Annotated in this window: 23 protein-coding genes; 11 read left to right on the top strand and 12 right to left on the bottom strand. The window is 53.0% G+C overall.

Annotated features, from left to right (window positions below; all coding sequences use genetic code 11):
* Positions 1-10 precede the first annotated feature (10 nt).
* From KH208_RS04775 to KH208_RS04785, 3 genes are read left to right on the top strand one after another with little or no spacing between them, the layout of a single operon-like run.
* On the top strand, positions 11-382 hold the full coding sequence (locus KH208_RS04775) for a hypothetical protein (RefSeq protein ID WP_278732193.1): 372 nt from the start codon (positions 11-13) through the stop codon (positions 380-382).
* A gap of 2 nt (positions 383-384) precedes the next feature.
* Positions 385-1,089: a protein mobD gene (locus KH208_RS04780; protein ID WP_291434299.1), complete on the top strand. Its 705-nt coding sequence runs from the start codon at positions 385-387 to the stop codon at positions 1,087-1,089.
* Positions 1,086-1,700: a hypothetical protein gene (locus tag KH208_RS04785; RefSeq protein ID WP_278732195.1), complete on the top strand. Its 615-nt coding sequence runs from the start codon at positions 1,086-1,088 to the stop codon at positions 1,698-1,700. The genes KH208_RS04780 and KH208_RS04785 overlap by 4 nt, the downstream gene beginning before the upstream one ends.
* Before the next feature lies 1 nt (position 1,701).
* Here the strand turns inward: KH208_RS04785 and KH208_RS04790 are convergent, their stop codons facing one another.
* The 9 genes from KH208_RS04790 to KH208_RS04830 form a co-directional block, all read right to left on the bottom strand.
* Positions 1,702-3,321 carry a 4Fe-4S dicluster domain-containing protein gene (locus tag KH208_RS04790; protein WP_291434300.1) on the bottom strand — a complete coding sequence of 540 codons (1,620 nt, stop codon included), beginning with the start codon at positions 3,319-3,321 and terminating at the stop codon, positions 1,702-1,704.
* Positions 3,322-3,339: 18 nt separating this feature from the next.
* The gene (locus KH208_RS04795) at positions 3,340-4,254 is read right to left on the bottom strand and encodes a DUF362 domain-containing protein (RefSeq protein ID WP_291434301.1); all 915 of its coding nucleotides are present in this window, start codon (positions 4,252-4,254) and stop codon (positions 3,340-3,342) included.
* Positions 4,255-4,304: 50 nt separating this feature from the next.
* Positions 4,305-5,105, bottom strand: coding sequence for an aldo/keto reductase (locus KH208_RS04800; RefSeq protein WP_291434302.1), 801 nt, complete (start codon positions 5,103-5,105; stop codon positions 4,305-4,307).
* Positions 5,106-5,107: 2 nt separating this feature from the next.
* A complete protein-coding gene (locus KH208_RS04805; protein WP_291434303.1) occupies positions 5,108-5,656 on the bottom strand; it encodes a flavodoxin family protein in 549 nt (182 codons plus the stop codon).
* 80 nt (positions 5,657-5,736) lie between these two features.
* Positions 5,737-6,873, bottom strand: coding sequence for an iron-containing alcohol dehydrogenase (locus KH208_RS04810; RefSeq protein ID WP_291434304.1), 1,137 nt, complete (start codon positions 6,871-6,873; stop codon positions 5,737-5,739).
* A gap of 96 nt (positions 6,874-6,969) precedes the next feature.
* A complete protein-coding gene (locus tag KH208_RS04815) occupies positions 6,970-7,593 on the bottom strand; it encodes a flavodoxin (protein ID WP_291434305.1) in 624 nt (207 codons plus the stop codon).
* A 25-nt stretch (positions 7,594-7,618) separates the two neighbouring features.
* Positions 7,619-8,383 carry an NADPH-dependent oxidoreductase gene (locus KH208_RS04820; protein WP_291434307.1) on the bottom strand — a complete coding sequence of 255 codons (765 nt, stop codon included), beginning with the start codon at positions 8,381-8,383 and terminating at the stop codon, positions 7,619-7,621.
* Positions 8,383-8,865 carry a flavodoxin gene (locus KH208_RS04825; protein WP_291434309.1) on the bottom strand — a complete coding sequence of 161 codons (483 nt, stop codon included), beginning with the start codon at positions 8,863-8,865 and terminating at the stop codon, positions 8,383-8,385. The genes KH208_RS04820 and KH208_RS04825 overlap by 1 nt, the downstream gene beginning before the upstream one ends.
* A gap of 71 nt (positions 8,866-8,936) precedes the next feature.
* The gene (locus KH208_RS04830) at positions 8,937-9,164 is read right to left on the bottom strand and encodes a hypothetical protein (protein WP_291434311.1); all 228 of its coding nucleotides are present in this window, start codon (positions 9,162-9,164) and stop codon (positions 8,937-8,939) included.
* A 136-nt stretch (positions 9,165-9,300) separates the two neighbouring features.
* Between KH208_RS04830 and KH208_RS04835 the strand changes: the two genes are divergently transcribed.
* From KH208_RS04835 to KH208_RS04845, 3 genes are all read left to right on the top strand, one after another.
* A complete protein-coding gene (locus KH208_RS04835) occupies positions 9,301-10,200 on the top strand; it encodes a LysR family transcriptional regulator (RefSeq protein WP_291434313.1) in 900 nt (299 codons plus the stop codon).
* Between the two features lie 226 nt (positions 10,201-10,426).
* Entirely contained in the window at positions 10,427-11,500 is a 1,074-nt protein-coding gene (locus tag KH208_RS04840; RefSeq protein WP_291434315.1) for an alpha/beta hydrolase, read from the top strand.
* 231 nt (positions 11,501-11,731) lie between these two features.
* On the top strand, positions 11,732-12,937 hold the full coding sequence (locus KH208_RS04845; RefSeq protein WP_291434317.1) for an MFS transporter: 1,206 nt from the start codon (positions 11,732-11,734) through the stop codon (positions 12,935-12,937).
* Between the two features lie 644 nt (positions 12,938-13,581).
* On the opposite strand, the gene KH208_RS04850 is transcribed toward KH208_RS04845, so the two are convergent.
* Positions 13,582-14,475, bottom strand: a complete 894-nt coding sequence (locus KH208_RS04850) for a hypothetical protein (RefSeq protein WP_291434319.1) — start codon at positions 14,473-14,475, stop codon at positions 13,582-13,584.
* Positions 14,476-14,538: 63 nt separating this feature from the next.
* On the bottom strand, positions 14,539-14,868 hold the full coding sequence (locus KH208_RS04855; RefSeq protein WP_029435715.1) for a type II toxin-antitoxin system HicB family antitoxin: 330 nt from the start codon (positions 14,866-14,868) through the stop codon (positions 14,539-14,541).
* Positions 14,869-15,828: 960 nt separating this feature from the next.
* On the opposite strand from KH208_RS04855, the gene KH208_RS04860 reads away from it, so the two are divergent.
* The 5 genes from KH208_RS04860 (at position 15,829) to KH208_RS04880 (ending at position 18,520) form a co-directional block, all read left to right on the top strand.
* A complete protein-coding gene (locus KH208_RS04860) occupies positions 15,829-17,208 on the top strand; it encodes a phage/plasmid primase, P4 family (protein ID WP_291434323.1) in 1,380 nt (459 codons plus the stop codon).
* A 67-nt stretch (positions 17,209-17,275) separates the two neighbouring features.
* Positions 17,276-17,518, top strand: coding sequence for a hypothetical protein (locus tag KH208_RS04865; RefSeq protein WP_291434325.1), 243 nt, complete (start codon positions 17,276-17,278; stop codon positions 17,516-17,518).
* 2 nt (positions 17,519-17,520) lie between these two features.
* On the top strand, positions 17,521-17,733 hold the full coding sequence (locus KH208_RS04870; protein WP_291434327.1) for a hypothetical protein: 213 nt from the start codon (positions 17,521-17,523) through the stop codon (positions 17,731-17,733).
* Between the two features lie 102 nt (positions 17,734-17,835).
* Positions 17,836-18,027 carry a type II toxin-antitoxin system HicA family toxin gene (locus KH208_RS04875; protein ID WP_291434329.1) on the top strand — a complete coding sequence of 64 codons (192 nt, stop codon included), beginning with the start codon at positions 17,836-17,838 and terminating at the stop codon, positions 18,025-18,027.
* Positions 18,028-18,088: 61 nt separating this feature from the next.
* Entirely contained in the window at positions 18,089-18,520 is a 432-nt protein-coding gene (locus KH208_RS04880) for a type II toxin-antitoxin system HicB family antitoxin (RefSeq protein WP_291434331.1), read from the top strand.
* Between the two features lie 425 nt (positions 18,521-18,945).
* Here KH208_RS04880 and KH208_RS04885 read toward each other — a convergent pair.
* The coding region (locus KH208_RS04885) for a hypothetical protein (protein ID WP_291434332.1) at positions 18,946-19,265 on the bottom strand (320 nt) is incomplete at its 5' end.

Raw genomic sequence — 19,265 nt, forward strand, 5'->3', positions numbered from 1 at the left:
AGCGACGCTCATGGGAAAGTTCAAACGTATTCCGGTGAAAGACATCAATGCCATGCGGAAAATCCTTGACGACTTGCCGGACAAAAATCTCGGCAAGACGCGGGAGGAAGCCGCCGAACTGCTCAACGCCAACATCCTGAAAGCGCTTGAGAAGGGCTACACGCTTCGGGAACTGACCGAAATCATGGCCCAGGGCAACGTGGCCATCCCGGTGCCCGTCATCCGGGCAAAGGTGCTTCCCCAAAAGGCGACGCCGCGAAAGCGTGAGCCGAAGCCCCGGCCTGAAACCGTGAAACCTGTCGCGGCTCCTCCCGCCGTGTCTCAATCACAGGAACAAACTCCGGCCTACTACACGCCGGACAGACCCGATACGGAGCTTTGATCATGAACATCCAGGCCAGCGTTTTCTATGTGGGCGGCAGCAAGGGCGGCGTCGGCAAGAGCCTCTTTTCCTTCGCCCTCGTGGACTATCTTCTCAACAGGAACGCGAACATCCTGCTTGTGGATACCGATACCGACAACCCGGACGTGTTCAAGGCGCACAAAGACCTTGCCCTGCCGAATCTGCTCTGCCGTCTGAACAGTCTGGACGATGCCGACGGGTGGGCGGAGTTGCTGGACAGCGTGCAGAACTACCCGGATTACGCCGTGGTCATCAATGCCGCCGCCCGCACCAAGACCAGCACAGCGAGTTATGGGGACATCATGAAGGAAGCTCTGCGGGAAATGCAACGCGAGCTGACTGTTTTCTGGATAATCAACCGGCACCGCGATTCCATAGAGCTTCTGCATTCCTTTCAGGAAGTGTTCACGGACGTGTCCATCCATGTCTGCCGGAATCTGTACTTTGGCGAGGCACAGCGTTTTGATATGTATAACAGTTCCAAAGCGCGGGAAGCGGTGGAGAAAAACGGCATGACGCTGGACTTTCCGGCGGTCGCCGGTCGCGTGGCCGACTGGCTCTATTCCAAACGCATGTCCATCCGCGCCGCCCAGCCTGAAATGCCCTTCGGCACACGGGCGGAATTGCAGCGTTGGCGGACGCTCTGCGCGAAAATGTTTGAATCCGTTATGGGAGAAGCGTCATGAGCATGGATAGCGTGATTGAGCTCGGCAAGGCGTGCGGCAGGGAATTGTCCCAGGCGGAAGCGGCCCGTTTGCGGGAGGTCGGCAGCAGGTTGCATCTTCGGGAGGATGACGCCCTCTGGCCGCTGCTGGCCGCGATGGAATATCAGCGCGTCTACTATGAGGCATTGCCGGAAAAAATCGCCGGAGCGTCCAGAGCCATCATGGACGGCATGGCCGCTGCCGCCGAAAAGGAGACTGCCGCAGCCCAAGCCCGACTCACCGCCAGCGTGGTGAAGGAGGCGCGAAACCTTGCCTCAAAGATTCAATACGACAGCTTGGTGCCGATGTGGCTGCTTGCCCTGATTTGCCTGCTGGCCTACGGGAGCCTGATGCTCTGGGCAGGCTTCCGTATCGACACCGGGCGGGATATGCCTCTGGCGGCAGTCCTGCACATGCCCTCCGGCTGGCTTATCAGCGGGCTGTGTCTCGCGGGGGGAGTATTTTGTGGTGCTTTGACCGCAAAGAGGTTCGCTGAAGCCAAGAGAGGGTGGTGGAAGAATGGGGGCATTGCGGTACTTTTTATAATGCTTGGTACGCTGTTATTCTCCCTTTCTCTCTCACGATTAGGATAGGTTATTCCAAAAAACCAGGAGGGATACCCAGCTTTCCCTCATTACTTTCAGCAGTTCTCCCTTGATGTTGTCCGGGTTCAAGCTCCAGCCCCGCCGCTTTGGCCGTCTTTTCAAAGGAGGCATCGTTCAGGCGTAGCGCGCCCACAGGCTCAACCACAATGGCCGGAGGAGATTTGGGGCAGTGCTTTTCACAGAACCCGCATCCGTAGCAGCGTTTTTCATGAACAACCGGCACCGGGGCTCTATGTCCTTTCTGCACGACGACATCCACCGCGCCGTAAGGGCAGTTTTCTTTGCACACCATGCAGCGCCTGTCTTCCGCCCAGGCGAGGCAGGTTTTCCGGTCAATGACGGCGGTGCCTGTTTTGGCCCATTTCTTTTCTTCCAGCGGCAGGGCGTGTATGGCCTGCGTCGGACAAACGGCCCCGCAGGCCGCGCAGTCCGGTCGGCACGCGCCGGAACGAGGGTCAAGAAATGGTGTGAACATCCCGGAAAAACCGGCTTGAAACCAGATCGGCTGCAAGCCTCCTGTGGGACAGGCTTTCATGCATTCCCCACAGCGCAGACAGCGGTTTAGAAAGTCCGTTTCCGGGCGGCTGCCTGGTGGCCTGACCAGACCTCCCGATGCCGTTGATGGCCATAAGGCATCGGCATGGGAAAGACCCGCAAGAGCCGCTCCGGCGGCAAGAGACGCACAGAAGGCTCTCCGCGCGGGAAGCATGGGGTGATGTGGGGAAGAGAATGCTGATGGGCTGTTGCCAAAGCCGAAGGAAACGGCCTTGTGGCTACACGCGGAAACACATGTCTGACAGGTCAGGCATTCGGAAGGTTGCGACAGCGCGGGATTTTCTTTCAGAATCCCCGCCGGGCATTGTGCGGAGCAGCGCCCGCAGGAAGTGCAGTTTGTCGAAACATGTCTCTTCCAGAATGCGAACCGGGAAAACAGCCCCAACAAGGCCCCGGCCGGGCAGAGGCAGCGACACCAGAAACGCGGCCTGGCGCTCTCCAGCACGATGAGGGCAAACCAGAATGCGCCTACAAACCATGAAGTATAAAAATATCGTGTGTCCGGGTGCCAGTATAACCAATCGATCGCTCCAGCCCGTTCCAGAAGCGGCGAGACCGCTTCTAGGCCCTGACCGATGCCCTCCAGCCCCAGCGGATGCAGGACAAGCGCATAAAGCCGTGTCGTCAGAGGAATGGGGCTTGCCCAGAAGGCAAGATTTACTCCGCAGAGAGCGGCGGCCAGGATTACGGCCAGCATAAGGTATTTGAGGCTTCGCGGCACAGGGGCCGAAACGTGGCGCTTACCGCTTTTTCCCCTTCCCAGGAGGCGGCGAACTGCACCTCCGAAAATGTCCAGCGTCGCTCCCATCGGACAGAGCCAGCCACAGAAAATGCGCCCGGCCAATATGGCAAGCAGGATGGTAAACACGGCGGGAAAAAGAGCCGGGATAAGGGTTCGGGTGACCAGAGGTATCGCCGTACCGACAAGGGGATCAAGCCGCAGGAAAAGGTCTGACGGCAGACCGAAAAAACTCCCAGTTTCAGCCGTTCCCAGAAGCAGACAAAAAAGAACCAAACAGCTCGCCTGCACAAATCGTCTCAACTTGCCGCCCATACGATGCCCTTTTTCCGGTTACAGGCTCAAACGCCGGACATGCATGTTTTCAATATCCATGCGCCCCAGCCCTCGTGCGTGAGCCTGGGCGATATGAGCCACCTGACGCGGCTGGATACGGCGGCCATACCATTCATACGAGGCGACCGTCATGGCGTCGGCGGCGACCGGGTCGGCGGAGGCGATGATTTCTCCCGGCGTCAGCACCTTGCCCGGCCCATAAGGGCCGTTGGTGCTGAGGACGCGGGATGCGTCGATCACCGCCAGCGCAGGCTTCAGCCTGAAACCGAGATCGACGATGGCCGTGTCAAGGTCGTAGCGCCAGTGCATGACATTACGGTCCAGAATCAATCCCATCTGGCCCTTGAGCGACAGGCTGACGCCCGTGGACGTGTTGGTTTTCGCCACAGGCGCGGCGATGAGCACGTCGGCGTCCAACACGTCGTTCATGACGGCGTTGGTTTTCATGTCCCTTGCATCATTGAGCGTGGTTTCCTGATAATAGCGTTCATGGGTGAGGTTGTGGCAGACGCCGTTCCTTACGCCGTTGCAGGCGTCAAGGATGCCCGATCGCTCAAGCGGCTGCGTTCCGCTCTGGAAGGCGTGGTCAAGGATACGGACTGTTCCCGCACCGGCTTCCAGGCACATGACCAGAAGTTCGCGCACCACTTCGGGATGAGTATTGGTTGCGCTGGCGACATCCGCCGCAAAACTCATATTGGGCTTGATGACCACCTTCTGGCCGGGCCTGACGAAAGCCGACATGCCGCCGAGCAGCTCCACGGCGGCTCTGGTCGCGGCCGCCGGGCCGCCCTTGACCACGGCGATATCGGGAGAAGCATCAGCCAGAAGCCGGGGCGGGAAGCTCAACGCGGCAGCACCGATGGAAAGCGCCGCAGCGGCCTGAAATTTGAGAAAATCGCGTCGGTGCATGTGGCCTCCTGATTGCCTGATGAGGGGGACGGGGTATGTCTTCCGTTCGCTCAGTACCAGCCGAACAGGGTTTTTCCCCCGTCCAAAGCGCGTATCCGCTGCATGTCCTCGTCTGGCAGCTGAAAATCGAAGATGCCGAGGTTTTCCCTCATCCTTTCCCGGTGAGACGATTTGGGAATCACGGAAATGCCCAATTGGACCAGATACCTCAGGGCTATCTGCGCTGGAGTCTTGTTGTGGGCGAGACCGAGGGCACGGAGTACGGGATTGCTGAAGAAATCGTTTTTCCCGGCGGCAAAGGGGCTCCAGGCCTGCATGTGCGTACCGTGTTTTTTCATTTCCTCAAGCAGTCCCCTTTGCTGAAAGAAGATATGGGCCTCGACCTGATTGACCGCCGGAATCACCGTGCAGGCACGCAGGAGCGCTTCGTAGCGGGATGCGTTGAAATTGGAAACACCTATGGCCCTGAGCCGCCCGGCCCGGTAGGCCTCTTCCAGCGCGGGATACATTTCTTCCGCTTCCCGGTACGGCTCATGAATCAGCAGCAGGTCAATGAAGTCGAGTTGCAGGGCGTTCAGTGAGGCTTCAATGCCCTGTTTCGCTCTCGCATAGGATGCGCTGGGCCGATACAGTTTCGTGGTGACGAACATCTCGCCGCGCGGTACGCCGCCGCGCCTGAGCGCGTTCCCCACCTCCCGCTCGTTGCCGTACATCTGGGCCGTATCAAACAGACGGTAGCCCAGCTCAAGAGCTTCCAGCACACAGCGTTCGCAATCCCCGCTGCGAAGCGCATACGTGCCGAGGCCCAGCATGGGCATGTTCACACCATTGTTCAACGGAACCATGTCCATATTTATTCTTCCTTTCCTATTTCTTTTAACGACAATCCGAAGTCTCTCAGTTCACGCAGCTTGTTTGCGGAACCGTTCTCTTTCCCGTGCGCCGTAAAGACACCCATATTTTCCAAGCCGAGAAAACCCAGAAAATCCCCGCGAAAAGAGAAGAGGGCACCATCATACATATCAGCGTCACCGGAGCTTAAAATCATGGCAATCTTTTTCAGACGAGGCGGTCTTGACGGATACGCGATGGAGTACAGACGGTCGATGGCGCATTTCAACTGTCCGGAAAGGCCGTGATAATAGATAGGGGATGCCAAGACGAGCATGTCCGCATCCGGAAGAAGCGCGTAGACATTCTGCATATCATCCTTCTGAATACATTCTCCGGGGACCTTGGTATGACAATGTTCGCATCCCAGACAGCCATTGATTTTTTTACGGCAGACATCCACGATGCTTACCTGATGCCCGGATGCGAGGGCACCCTCTCGGAAGGCTTCAACCATTTGCTTCGTATTGCCTTTGGGACGAGGGCTTCCGTTCAATACCAGAATATTCATGATGCTCTTCTGATTTTTTGGCGGACGTTTTCGAGCTGGAGCACAGGCCCCTCAAAACGTCCGCCAATCGTGTTGATAGGCTATCTATAGGACTTTTCAAAGATAGCGGCGCAATCCTCATCAGTCATTTCACAGGGATTGGCCGCGAACAGCCCTCCCTGCATGGAGCGCCCCCCTTTGGCCAAGGTCATGAACTCATCCGGCGTAAAACCGTAGTCGCTCATTTTCAAATCAGCGACGCCGCAGGCTTCCTGCAACCCGACAAGGGCCGTGATGAAATCTCGCGGCTTATCGGCATGTTCCATACCCATAGCTCTTGCCATTTTGACAAATTGAGCGTCACAGGCATGACGTTCCATGAAAAATTCGGCGAAGGCTTTGGAAATCATGATCAGGCCCACACCATGAGGCAAATTATGGTGGTAGGCGCTCATGGAGTGTTCCATGCTGTGCTGGGCGGTTGTGCTGGTCAACTGCATGGTCATGCCCGCCATCGTGCTGCCATAGGCGATATGTTCCCTCGCTTCCAAATCACGACCATCTCTGACCGCACGGGGAAGGTACATGGCGATGTTGCTGATGGCCGACAGTGCGATGGTTTCGCTCAGGATATTCACGCCGTTGGACATCATGACTTCCGTATTGTGGAACAGCGCATCAAAGCCCTGATATGCCGTATAACGCGCAGGAATCGTCCTCATCAGTTCCGGGTCCACAATGGCGAGAACAGGATTGAGCATCGGATCGCCAAAACCGATTTTTTCCTGAGTTTTCGGATTGGAAATAACGCCCCAGCAGTTGATTTCCGAGGCCGTTCCTGCCGTAAGCGTGATCGTCACCACAGGCAGACCGGGACGGCTTAGCGGTTTGCCCTTGCCCGTGCCTCCGCAGACATAGTCCCACAGGTCGCCTTCGTTGGTCGCCATGGCGGAAATGGCCGTTGCGGAATCCAGCACGGCCCCGCCCCCCAGGGCGACGATGAAGTCGCAGCCGTTATCTCTGGCAAAGGCCGCGCCTTCCATCACCATATCTTTCAGGGGATTTTCCATGACCTTGGCAAATTCGGCCACTTCCACGCCCGCCTTTTTCAGTTGCTCCAGTGTGCGGTCATAGGCACCGCTCACTTTTGCCGACTTGCCGCAGGACATCAGAAGCAGAGCCTTTTTGCCGGGCAAAGCCTGATTGCCAAGTTCGTTCAGTGTGCCGGAACCGAACACTATCCGGGTAGGATTGTAAAAATGAAAGCTCATACGCATGGTTATCACTCCTTATTATCTTGTGGTCTGAGGTCGCGGGGAAAGAAACGGAACGGTCTATCGGGTCAGAAAGTTTTTCTCCTGAAGCCAGGCCAGGACATCATCCTGGGCCTTTGCCGCACGTGAACCACGGACGGCAAAACCCTCGACAAGAGTTGCCTGCGGGCAGCTTTGGGCTATATCGCGCGGAGAGTCGGCAAGCCCATTCCCTCCATGCGTGCAGAAGGGAACGAGGGTTTTCCCGGCAAAGCCGAACTGTTCAAGAAAGGTACGGACAATCATGGGCGTGGTTCTGAACCAGTTCGGGTACCCTATGAAGATGGCGTCATAGGCGCTCATATCGACGGGAAATTCTATGGCCAGAGCCGGGCGCGCATTGTCTTCCCATTCCTTTCTTGCCCTGCGTTCCGTAGCGGAATGTTCGGACGGATAGGGTTCCGCAGCCCGTATTTCAAACATGTCTCCGCCTACGGCGGCATGGATCATCTCGGCCACGGTCCGGGTATTGCCGGTATGGGAAAAATACGCGATGAGGATGTTGCGGGAGGAATCAGCCGCAACGGCAGCAAGAGGCGCAAGAGGAAGAACCCCCACGGCGACGGCGAGTCCGGCAAGCCCCTTCAATGCGTCACGCCGGGTATGACGTGGCGTCGTATTCCAAAAAACCATACGTTTTTCCATAATGATTCTCCTGTGACGATGACCTTCAACGTTGCGCGGGGGACGCCGCTCCTCCAAGGAAATGTTGCCGCTGGAGCATTTCCTCCGTATAGGCATAATGATATGGGGTACTGTAGAAATCGCTGACAAGCTCCGTCCAGGTACCGACGCGATTGTTGAAAGGTCTTATCTTAAGATATTCGGCATACTGCGCGTCATAGAACTTCAGCGCGTCTTCGAGGTTGGTATCGTACCGCTCCTCAAAGAACATCGCCCGCATGGGCAGACGGGGTTTCAGTCCGGGGTCTTCCGCCGCATAGCCGATGCAAAGGCCAAGGACAGGAAAAACATAGGGAGGCAGGCCCAATTCGGCGATGACTTCAAGCGGGTTTTGACGGATGTCGCCGATGACGACGGTTCCCAGCCCCAGAGATTCGGCTGCGGCAACCGCTGTTCCCACGGCAATGCCCGTTTCGTGAGCGCCGACAAGGACGGTATCCATATCTTCCAGAACAGTATCCAGGGATTGCCCTTTTGCTCTACAGGCAAGCCAGGTTCGATAATAATCGGCGCAGAACACAAGGAAAACCGGAGCTTCGGCAATATGTTTCTGATTGCCGCACAAGACGGAAAGGTGACTTCTCCGCTCAGCGTCTTTAATGGCGATGACCGAAACAAGCTGCACATTGACCCAGTTCGGAGCGGCCTGCACGGCCTGTATGATTTGGGTCAGGTCTTCCTCGGAAACGGGCCTGTCCTGATAGGAACGGATGGAACGGTGCGCCAGCAGGCTCTTCATGACGGCGTTCATTACTTCCTCCCCAGGCCGTTTTTCTTCAGCCACGCGGCGGTTTTTTCCCCCGCGGCAGTCAGACCGCCTTCGTACACCTCAAGGCCGTCCCCTACGGCGGCACCGCTTGCCAACTTTTTAATATCATTCAGGATATGGCCCATTCCTTCCCCGCCGTTGGTGCAGAAGAGAAGAATGGTTTTCCCGGTGAAATCATGGGCAGCCAGAAAGGCGGCGACAGGCGGAGCCATCGTATTGAACCAGTTGGGCGTACCGAGCAAAATCGTACTGTACGGTGCGATGTCGCACTTTTCCGCCAGTTCCGGCTGATACCCTTCGCGGGTTTCCTTTTTGGCCTGGGCCTCGCAGGTATCGTAATCGTCCGGGTATGCCTGAGCCGGTTTGATTTCAAACAACGTCCCGTCTGTGGCTTTCTGAATGTGCTGTGCCAGCTGATGGGTGTGCCCCTGATAGGAAAAGTACGCAATCAATGTTTTATTCATAACACTATCCTTCAAATGATGGTTTTGTTTTGCTGAACAGAGTAAGAGGGTATCTCTGTGAACTATGGGCTTTATCTATCGGCATCATGCCGCATCTTGAAGAGAAGAAAGTCGAGGGCGTCAATTTTCTTCTGGCCTTCATGAACATCATCAAGCAGCGTCATTCTATGCCTTTGGAGAAGATGGATTCCTTCTTTCCATTTTCTCAGAGCACATAATTCCAGAAAAGCCTTTTGGGTCGTTTCATCGCATCCCGCATCGTTCAGGTTGCGGTCCACCGCAAATTGAGGATCAATCACTCCCTTTCACCTCCTGTCTGATGGGAAAATAGGATTGCCCCTTATAAATAGCAAATACTTATATCAAATAATATGAAATGCTTGACAGGCATTTCTTAAGAAACTACGATCAATCCGGCCAGGGAGGTCTCTCGCTATGGAGTTACGGGTATTGCGGTATTTTCTGGCGGTTGCCAGAGAGGGGAGCGTGACGGGGGCGGCCAATTTTCTGCATGTGACGCAGCCGACGCTTTCCCGGCAGATCAAAGACCTTGAGGAAGAGCTGGGAACCAAACTTTTTGTGCGGCACAGCCACAGCGTTTCGTTGACGCCTGACGGAATGCGCCTGCGCAAGCGCGCGGAAGAGGTTGTGGACATGATTGAAAAGACGGAAGCGGAGTTTGCCGTCAAGGAAGAAAGCGTTGAAGGCGATGTTCACATCGGAGCCGGAGAAACGCGCGTCATGCGGCATGTCGCCGAGGTCATTCATGAGCTGCGGAAGGATTACCCGAATATTCATATCCACTTGTACAGCGGCAATCTGGAAGACGTGGCGGAACGGCTGGACAAGGGGCTGCTGGATTTCGGCGTCCTGATCCAGCCCGCCGATCTCTCCAAATACGACTACGTCAACCTGCCTGAAAAGGACGTCTGGGGGGTCGTCACGCGCAAGGACAGCCCCTTGGCCGCACGGCAGGCAATCACCAGACAGGATTTGCTCGGCGAGCCGCTTATCCTTTCGCGGCAGGCCATCCGCCGCACGTCGGCAAAAAATGAATTCATCGAGTGGTTTAAGGACGATTTTGAAAAGCTGGATGTAGTGGCGACGCTCAACCTCGTCTATAACGCAGCCCTCCTCGCCGAAAGCGGAGTAGGCCATGTCGTCACTCTGGACGGGCTGGTCAACACTTCGGAACACAGTCATCTGTGTTTCCGCTTTCTGGAGCCCAGGCTGGAGTCGGGGTTGAACATCGTCTGGAAAAAGTATCAGGTCTTTTCCCCCGCCGCTGAGGTATTTCTCCAGAAAGTCCAGGCGGCTTTCGGAGAAACGGTCTGAGCCGTCCTCCTGAAGAGCCTGAAGGCGGTATGACGTTTTTGTTCCGGCCTGCCCCGGACGGTTCCGCTTCTTTCGCAAAATGATATTCTTTACATCTATATCATCCTATTTGATATAAGTATTTGCCATGATTCCTTGCTCAGGGTAAACGGGAAAAAACGTCGGAAGGAAGGCGGCCAACGTCCTTTTTTCCGGTCCATCTGAAAACCGGGGAGATACCATGAACATGAGCAAGAAAGTGGCGGCAGGGATTTTTCTGGGAATGACTGCCCTTGCGGGCAGCGCATGGGCGGCGACCAACGGGACACCTGACACCATTATTCTGAAGGACGGCAAAGAAATGAAGCTGGAACAAAGCTGGGACAAGATATTCCCGAAGAGCGAGAGGGTTGACCACAGGAAGGTGATTTTCACCAACCGCTACGGCATCACCCTTGTGGGCGACCTCTACATGCCCAAGGGGGCCGAAGGCAAGCTGGCGGCCATCGCCGTGAGCGGCCCCTTTGGCGCGGTCAAGGAGCAGGCGTCCGGGTTCTATGCCCAGACGATGGCCGAGCGCGGCTTTCTGACGCTCGCCTTTGATGCCTCCTACACGGGAGAGAGCGGCGGCGAACCGCGCCATGTGGCGTCCCCGGACATCAATACCGAAGATTTCAGCGCGGCTGTGGATTTCCTTACCACCTTGGAGAACGTGGATGCGGGGCGCATCGGCATCATCGGCATCTGCGGTTTCGGCGGCATGGGGCTGAATGCGGCGGCTATGGATACCCGCATCAAGGCGACGGTCGCCTCCACCATGTACGACATGAGCCGCGTCAACGCCAACGGCTACTTTGACGCCATGAACGCCGATGCACGTTATGAGGCCCGCAGGCAGCTGAACGAACAGCGCACCAAGGATGCGCAATCCGGAACCATTGCTCCATCACAGGCAGGGCTGCCCGCCTCCCTTAAGGGAAATGAACCGCAGTTCGTCAAGGATTACTTTGACTACTACAAGACCAAGCGCGGCTTCCATCCCCGTTCCATCAATTCCAACGGAGCGTGGAACGCCACCTCTCCCCTCTCGTTCATGAATATGCCGCTGCTGGCCTACGCGGGCGAGATACGCAACGCGGTGCTTCTCATCCACGGTGAAAAGGCCCATTCGCGCTACTTCAGCGAAGACGCCTTCAAGAAGCTCACTGGCGACAACAAGGAACTGCTGATTATTCCTAATGCCAGTCATACGGACCTGTATGACAAGATAGATGTCATTCCTTTCGATAAAATCGAGGCTTTCTTCAAGTCCAATTTGTAGATTCTGACTTGTGCCCTTTCTAGAAGCGAAACCGTATGTTGTTGCGGTTTCGCTTTTTTTATGCATAATTGGATGTCTATACTTGTGTTAGTAATATTGTGAAAATTTATATCATCATATTTGATATAAGTATTTGCTATGATAATCCACAAAGACTATCTCACTTTGGAGTACGACGCCAACAAGTCGTACAACTACTTTGAAGCGGACTTTTGAAAAAAGGAGTTTGATATGCATAACAAGACAGAAGGCGGCAGCGGCCTGCTTGTCCTTATTCTGACCTTTGGCGTCTTCGGCATTCTGAATACTGAAATGGGAGTCATCGGCATGTTGCCCCTGATCGCCGATACTTTTCAGGTCTCGGTGCCGGAGGCGGGATGGACGGTGACGGTTTTCGCTTTGGTGATCGCCGTGTGCGGTCCGATCACACCCATGCTTTTTTCACGATTTGACCGAAAGACGGTCATGCTGTCAGCCCTTGGCGTGTTCATCATCAGCAATGTCGTTTCCATGTTTACGGAGAGCTTTGCTGTTCTGCTGGTTTCACGGGCTATCCCGGCGATATTCCACCCGGTCTATGTTTCGATGGCCTTTACTGTAGCCGCCACGTCGGTTGCCAAAGAAGACGCGCCCAAAGCGGTCGCAAAGGTTTTCATCGGCGTTTCCGCCGGGATGGTGCTGGGAGTTCCCGCCGCCAGCTTTATTGCCAGCGAAACGTCCTACGCTATGGCAATGTTTTTCTTTGCCGCCGTGAACGGTATGGTGTTTTTGGCCACCCTCGTGTGCATTCCGACCATGCCGGTGACAGGCAGGCTTTCCTATGGGGAACAATTGCGGGTGCTGAAGAAACCCGTTCTCTGGTATGCCGTGAGCGCTGTTGTTTTCACGAACGGGGCCGTATTCGGCTTTTTCAGCTATCTTTCGGACTATCTCAAGAGCGTTACACAACTGCCGTTTACCATTATCAGCATTGTTCTCTTCATCTATGGAGCGGCGAATATCGTGGGAAATGTCCTTGCAGGCAAACTGCTTGCCGTTGATGCTCACTGGACGATCAGGCTCACCCCCTTCGCGCTGACCGTTGTGCTGGCATCATTGTTTCTTCTTGGAGACAGTTTTATCCCCATGCTGGGAATCGTCCTGCTGTTCGGCATCCTCACCGGCCTTTCCAGCAATAACAGTCAGTATATGATAGCCAACGCCGCTTTTGAAGCGCCCGAGTTCGCCAACGGACTTTTTCTGACCTCGGCAAACTCCGGCACGGCTATCGGCACAGCACTTTGCGGATTGTTTATATCCGAAATGGGAATTCACTATTCCGTCTTCGGAGCGCTGATCTGTCTCGTGGCGGCAACCGTGGCCATATTCTGGGCGACCCGCTATAGATGCACCCCACTCATGAAAAAATATCCTGAGTTGGCGGAATCCATGCGCTAATACTCTCTCTTACAGTTACGTCTCTAACATCCTAAATATGGTCTACCCCCTGAACGCCTCACCTGTTTCTATTGGTGGGGCGTTCAAGCTATTTTATTGGCTGGCTTTAAAGACCAATATCATTCTGGAACGTATTTTTTCATCCCAATTTCTGCCGGGTAGATTTTAGGGTATTAAAAATTTCTTAAAATTTTTTACCTTTTATTTTTACATAGTTAACTAACAAAACAAGTGTCAACTACAAACGGCTGTACCTACAAAGTCCCTTTTGCCGCTCCCGGTACATGTTCAAAGACACGACGCAGGGCTGCAACCGGAGCAGCAGGCCGACGGCAGGTACGCCGGAACCGGCTTGGCGCGGGCAAAACCGGCTCCAAGAGAGCGCATGATTTTGCCTTTTGGTCGGACAAGGTATAATCAGATCGACCTGATGAAAAAGGCCATCCTGATCAGAGCGTTTCGAGGAGAGCTGATGGGGCAAGTACAAACTAAAAAAACAATTATAAAAACAGATACCGCTGACCCAATTATAACCTAATAATTTTGTCTACCGCTCCAACATGCCAATTATGGACACAGAAAACTACCTTTCTTGCCTGTCTACATCATCAGTTTTCTTCGGAACTCGACATATTGTAGCGATCTTAATATTTATGCTCATCATGTGGTTGTGTGGTATTAGTATTTATCTCTTGAGAAGATTGTTGAGAAAATTGAGTCATCATACCTCTCATTTGTGCCTTTCCCATTTTTTCCCAACTATAATCACTTCTATCTATTACTGAAATACTATCTTGTAAATTTCTAAAAATACTTGTATTCAAATCTATTGCATCATCAAAATCAACAATTGATTCAATTCCATCTTTCTTTATTTCAATACGCCGATCATTACGTATTTCTATTTCATAGGCATACGTAATACGTTGATTAGCAAGAGTCGAATACTCAATTTTACATATAAAATTTAATAAACTTTGAATAGAGTTTTTGTTCATATCGATGATATTCTCGAATTGTTCTTGGTTTGTTAGTCTTATCATTATTTTTTCATAACTACGCAAGAAACTTATTTCATTTTTTGTGGAATATCTATAAACTGAATCAGTATCAAGATTCCTCAACTCAGTATTAGTTGTTGCAATAATATCTTTAATTCCTACATCTGAATTATTCTCAATTTGTAAAATTCTACATTTTTGATTTGATAGTTTATTAAAATCATCATAAAAATCAAAACCATCTTCACCTGAAAAAAGTAATATTCTATTATAATCGTTATTCACTATTAATATATCAAGTATGTTGCTAAATGTTTGCAACATAAGAGAAACTTTTATCAGCACATACTTACTTTGTTTAAATTCGTCTTTACGTACTTTTTCAAAATTATCTGCTTGTTCTTTCAATTGTTTTTTTGTGCGGTTATTAGTATATATTACTGCGCCAAAAGTTGAAAATGCAGTTAATAAACCTGCAATTATCGTGGCCCCCACTTCCCACCAGCCCGGCGATATAAAAATTATTTCGTTTGACATTATACTATTCTTCCTACGTGAAAATTAAATAAAAGCGAGTATGATGAGATCTGACATTTGTGCCTAAATAACGCCTTGTTCTAATTTGGTAAGAACCCAATTATTCAAACTTACCCCAGCATCGGCAGCCTTTTTTGCAATTTTTTGATGCAATTCTGGCGAAATCCTAATATTAAATCGGCCAGAAAACGGCTTTTCAGGTTCTTTGCCTACTTCAGAACAAAGCGCTAAATAATCCTCTACGGAATCCGCAAGCGTCTGTTTCAGCTCATCAATGGACCGGCCTTGAAAGGTCACGACGTCATTGAGATGCAGGACTTCGCCGTGGAAAATATCGGCATTAGAATCGTATTCAAAACGTCCCTGATAGCCTTTATAGGTGAGTGTATTCATGGCTTCAATCCTAATATTCGCAAAAAAGCGTCTTACTGATTTGACCGCGCCCTTATCGGTAGTGGGCTACGGGTGAGGGCGGTGGAACACGGCTACCTGTTTTTCCCAAATAAACCAGACTCGCGAACCTCGCCCTTCTTTGATGACACCACCGTACCCTTTGAATACGCCCTCAATGTCGGCCCAAGAAATGGCAGGGCTGACCGAACCGGCAAATATGGCTTCTAAGATTTTACGGCGTTTATTGTTTATGACTCATGGTACTATCAATAGGTGTCAAGTCAAGTGGTAAGGCTCTTTGCAGCTTCCAGAAAAATGGGATAGAATAGACGTATATGGACAAAAATGGCTTATAAAATACCATAGTGGGGTGCCCGAAATAGATTCGAACTCCGGTAATAAATCCAGTTTGTTGGTATGGACGTTGGTATAAAAATTTTTAATATTTTTTATTCAAATAAAAACAAATAGATGACTTCACAATCTGTTCTCCCCTTCGCACCATAAGAAAATCAACGGGTTAAGAGAATTTACGAGTTCTCTTAGCCCGTTTTGTTTTTTGCTATTCCACCGTTGGCCCCACTATAGCCCCACCTTTCAGGGAAGCTCCGTCCAGTACCCTTGGTTTGTATCTGTTTGTGCAGCCGCCAGGCTCCTCTACGTTCAACGTGCGTCCTTTGCGTTCGTGTTGACCGTCAGCAGGGAGCATGGCGGCTGCTTCCTTTTTAGGGCGCAGCCCGTCCCAGAAGGCGCGACCCTCGCCCCCCTTCCACCCCTCTCTCTAAGAGACAAGCCAAATGCTCCCATGTTCGCCTCCTGCCTTGTGGGTCCTTCCGGCCCATTTTCAGCGGCAAGGGTGCGCGCATCCCGGAGTTCATTCAGATTTTGCGGAAAATCCGGGCGGACAAACGGACTCTCGCAGGTTCGCAACCGGAAAACCCATAGCAAGGCGGAGGACATATGAACGATCAAAACCAAAGCCCTGACGACATCAAAAAGCAAGTATTGGCGCGGGTTGATGAGGAACAGTCCTCAGCTCCCGCTCACGATAAGCCGCAGGAAAAGAAAATCCCCATAGATTTTCTTAGAACGTGCCTTTTTGGCAATCGCGTGGGCGATGCCACCCTGTACGCGCAGATGCACAGAGGGAAATTTGTCTTTGTTGAGCGCTGGGGCCGCTGGCTCCACTGGGCCGAGAATCACTGGAAGGAAGACATCAATTCCCGGCGTTCCCTGGCGGCGGTCGAACGTATCTGTGAGGAGTATCAGCGCATCCTCACGGAGTGCGATGATGCCGAGGACGGATCGGATATGGCCAAGCTGGTGCGCAAGCGCCTCAACGTGCTGCGGGATCGGGCTGGCCGGGAAAATCTGCTGGACTGCGCGGCCACCATTGACGAACCGCTCTGCATCGAGGGTGAGGAACTCGACAAACAGGAGTTCCTGCTGGCCTGCCCGAACTGTGTCATCGACCTGCGCACTGGCGAGGAATCCCCGGGGAAACCGGAACAGTTCATTCTGAACGCTTGCCCTACTGAGTGGAAGGGGCTGGCGAACAAAAGCCCCACCTTTCTCGAGTTCCTGCGCTCCAGTTTCGACGGTGACGAAGAGATGGTGCAGTACATCCTTCGTTTGCTGGGATATGGCCTGCTCGGAAGCCGTCCAGACCACATCTGGGCAATTTTCCATGGCCCCCGGGGGCGAAACGGGAAGGACACCTTGATGAAGGTGGTGCGCAAGGTGCTCGGCGGCGCTCTGGCCATCAAGATACCCACGGCCATGCTGTTGCAGCAGAGTTTTCAACGCTCCAGCTCGCAGCCGGAACCGGACATCATGGCCCTGCGCGGTGCCAAGATAGCATTTGCCTCGGAGGCCGAGTCCGGCCAGAAGATCGCCATGTCCAAATTGAAGGACTTGACGGGCGGTTCCATCATCACGGCCCGCGGCATCAACGACAAATTGATGACGAGCTGGGAGCAGACCCACCTGCTCTTCTTTCTGACGAACGAACTGCCCAAGATGAAGAGCGATGATGATGCCTTTTGGACGCGCCTACATGCCATTCATTGGCCCATCCGCTTTGTGGATATCGCCACTGGACAAGCCATGTGCTCCCGCGCAAGCGCACGGTGGCCCGCGCCCGCCGTTCCTTCAGGAGTATGGCTCGCCGATACGGCGCGGGGCAGATTGATCTGGACTTCATCCGCGCCCGGGTGGCGTCATTTACGGGCTATATGCGCCACTGCGACGGGCACCGCAGCCTCATGGCCATGCTGGATAAGTTCGTGCTGTGCAGGCAGCCGAAAAAGAAAGATTTGGAAAGTTCAACAAAGAATTTGACCAGTTGCGAAAGCTAAGTTGTAGTCCCTTCAACACAACGGAACACAACTAATTCAATGAGTTAGCCATGTCATACGATAAGATTGTCAACCCCGAACTGAACTTCTCTCTGGATCACGACTTCGGCGGCATGAGCTTCTTCAGCAAGGATTTTTTGTGTGCGGTCGCCAACGGCAAGGTCGATATGCAGGCCATGATGGAATTCGAGCTGGCTGCCCGCGGCTATGACAAGGACGGCAACTGGATCGGCCTTTCCACCCGCACCAACCCCGTTCTGGTCAAGTATGCCCGCAAGGAAGCGAGGGCGTAGTCATGACGGTGAGCAGCATTCTCTCCGGCGTCAGGGTGTCCTACTTCAAATACATCTGTGCGCACCGTAAGTGCCCCAAGGGCTGTGGAACCTGGGCCTTTCACATGGGAGAGGGTGATATGTTTTTCCATACCGGAACCTTCACCGAGGCCAAGCGGGCAGCAGTGAAAGAAGCCAAGCGCCGGGGCGTGGATTCCATTTCGGTGGGCAGTTGACCAACGATGACCGTGCGCTGTGTGTGATTTTATATAAAAATTCCATACCAATCTTGACAGGTATGGAGTTTTTATATACTGTACTTTCAACAGGGAGGTACCATGAAGCCAAAGGAAGTGAAAAAACGGCTGGAAGCGGATGGCTGGGTGGAACAGCCCGGAGGCAAGACAAGCCACCGGAACTACAAACACCCCGCCAAGCCGGGCAAGGTGCAGGTGCCGTTCCACCCGGGAGATTTGAACCCCTGGACGCTCAAAAGCATTGAACAACAATCAGGAGTGAGCATGCGCTAGAGGGGGGTACCCCTTGGCAGCTCACTATGCCCTGTATATCGAATCCGAATAGGAGGACACCATGGCAGTGTATTACGCGGGCTTTATCCCCGTAGATGGCGTGTATGCCGTGCTTTTCCCCGATTTGCCCGGTTGCAATTCGCAGGGGGACAGTCTGGAAGAGGCTTTTTCCATGGCGGCTGAGGCTCTGGCTGGTTATCTGGAATGTCTGGCTGATGATGGCGACCCCATTCCAATTCCGAGTTCCAGAGCGGAGGCTATGGTCAAATTGCACGAACAGGCTGCAAGGCTGGATATGGGCGATTTGCCCAAAGGCACGGAGCTGCACCCGGTGCTGGCACCCCAACTGGACGCGCAGATTAAAAAAATCGCCGTGTCCTTCAGCCAGTACAAGCTGGAGATGATCGACCGCAAGGCCAGGGCCGCGGGCATGACCCGCTCGGGCTTTCTGGCTGCTGCGGCCAGCGTGTATGAGGGGCAGCAACACGCTTGAGTACGGGTGGAGTGTAAAGAAGTCCCGCATCCAGCGTGAACTCTACAGGATGCGGGATTTTGAAAAATATGTACTGTTTAGGTCGGCTGTATCATACACCCGGTCACCTTGCATATTAATGAGCTATCAATCGTGTCGCCAGATATGCTATCGACTGACGATATAAACATGTATTTGCGTTCACTATACAGTGAAAATGCTATATCGCTAGATGTAGCTTGTATGATGGCATTCATGGCTGTCGCTGAATCCGTATTAGAATCACAACACAATTCAAATGCTATGTTCCCTTTATCTGTCGTGAGTGTTAAGTGTATAATATTGTAGGCTCCAATATCATACATATGCCCATATACAGTGTAGCTTGTTATAATTTTTTCATTTCCGTCGGTGAGATAGAGCATTTTATCTCCTTTTTACGCGGCTTAATCGTTCTTTGCCATTAGGTTATCACACGCTCCACAATATTTTCCACCGAGGCCAAGTTCAAAAGGCTCTATGTCGTTTCCACAGAGCTTGCATTCGAGGCTTGTGGCAGGCACGGCAATCTGCGTAAAAACTTCTTGTTGGCGGTGCGTCAGGCTTTGCCAACCTTTGTCGATGTAGTAGTTCAGACTTGATCTGACAGTCGGTACCGTTTTGATGATGCCTGTTGTCAGGTTAGTTGAGCTGCCCGACCTTTTTCTTCCAGAGTAGTTTTCCGTCAAGGAGTGTTTGCATGGGCGTTCTGCCGCAGCACTTTTTG

The organism is Desulfovibrio sp., assembly GCF_018379785.1.
Classification (GTDB): domain Bacteria; phylum Desulfobacterota; class Desulfovibrionia; order Desulfovibrionales; family Desulfovibrionaceae; genus Desulfovibrio.

What these genes read in the sequence shown, in the direction of transcription:
- KH208_RS04775 (WP_278732193.1), top strand. Translation starts at nt 11, where the DNA reads ATGGGAAAGTTCAAACGTATTCCGGTGAAAGACATCAATGCCATGCGG.
- KH208_RS04780 (WP_291434299.1), top strand. Translation starts at nt 385, where the DNA reads ATGAACATCCAGGCCAGCGTTTTCTATGTGGGCGGCAGCAAGGGCGGC.
- KH208_RS04785 (WP_278732195.1), top strand. Translation starts at nt 1,086, where the DNA reads ATGAGCATGGATAGCGTGATTGAGCTCGGCAAGGCGTGCGGCAGGGAA.
- KH208_RS04790 (WP_291434300.1), bottom strand. Translation starts at nt 3,321, where the DNA reads ATGGGCGGCAAGTTGAGACGATTTGTGCAGGCGAGCTGTTTGGTTCTT.
- KH208_RS04795 (WP_291434301.1), bottom strand. Translation starts at nt 4,254, where the DNA reads ATGCACCGACGCGATTTTCTCAAATTTCAGGCCGCTGCGGCGCTTTCC.
- KH208_RS04800 (WP_291434302.1), bottom strand. Translation starts at nt 5,105, where the DNA reads ATGGACATGGTTCCGTTGAACAATGGTGTGAACATGCCCATGCTGGGC.
- KH208_RS04805 (WP_291434303.1), bottom strand. Translation starts at nt 5,656, where the DNA reads ATGAATATTCTGGTATTGAACGGAAGCCCTCGTCCCAAAGGCAATACG.
- KH208_RS04815 (WP_291434305.1), bottom strand. Translation starts at nt 7,593, where the DNA reads ATGGAAAAACGTATGGTTTTTTGGAATACGACGCCACGTCATACCCGG.
- KH208_RS04820 (WP_291434307.1), bottom strand. Translation starts at nt 8,383, where the DNA reads ATGAACGCCGTCATGAAGAGCCTGCTGGCGCACCGTTCCATCCGTTCC.
- KH208_RS04825 (WP_291434309.1), bottom strand. Translation starts at nt 8,865, where the DNA reads ATGAATAAAACATTGATTGCGTACTTTTCCTATCAGGGGCACACCCAT.
- KH208_RS04835 (WP_291434313.1), top strand. Translation starts at nt 9,301, where the DNA reads ATGGAGTTACGGGTATTGCGGTATTTTCTGGCGGTTGCCAGAGAGGGG.
- KH208_RS04840 (WP_291434315.1), top strand. Translation starts at nt 10,427, where the DNA reads ATGAGCAAGAAAGTGGCGGCAGGGATTTTTCTGGGAATGACTGCCCTT.
- KH208_RS04845 (WP_291434317.1), top strand. Translation starts at nt 11,732, where the DNA reads ATGCATAACAAGACAGAAGGCGGCAGCGGCCTGCTTGTCCTTATTCTG.
- KH208_RS04850 (WP_291434319.1), bottom strand. Translation starts at nt 14,475, where the DNA reads ATGTCAAACGAAATAATTTTTATATCGCCGGGCTGGTGGGAAGTGGGG.
- KH208_RS04855 (WP_029435715.1), bottom strand. Translation starts at nt 14,868, where the DNA reads ATGAATACACTCACCTATAAAGGCTATCAGGGACGTTTTGAATACGAT.
- KH208_RS04860 (WP_291434323.1), top strand. Translation starts at nt 15,829, where the DNA reads ATGAACGATCAAAACCAAAGCCCTGACGACATCAAAAAGCAAGTATTG.
- KH208_RS04865 (WP_291434325.1), top strand. Translation starts at nt 17,276, where the DNA reads ATGTCATACGATAAGATTGTCAACCCCGAACTGAACTTCTCTCTGGAT.
- KH208_RS04870 (WP_291434327.1), top strand. Translation starts at nt 17,521, where the DNA reads ATGACGGTGAGCAGCATTCTCTCCGGCGTCAGGGTGTCCTACTTCAAA.
- KH208_RS04875 (WP_291434329.1), top strand. Translation starts at nt 17,836, where the DNA reads ATGAAGCCAAAGGAAGTGAAAAAACGGCTGGAAGCGGATGGCTGGGTG.
- KH208_RS04880 (WP_291434331.1), top strand. Translation starts at nt 18,089, where the DNA reads ATGGCAGTGTATTACGCGGGCTTTATCCCCGTAGATGGCGTGTATGCC.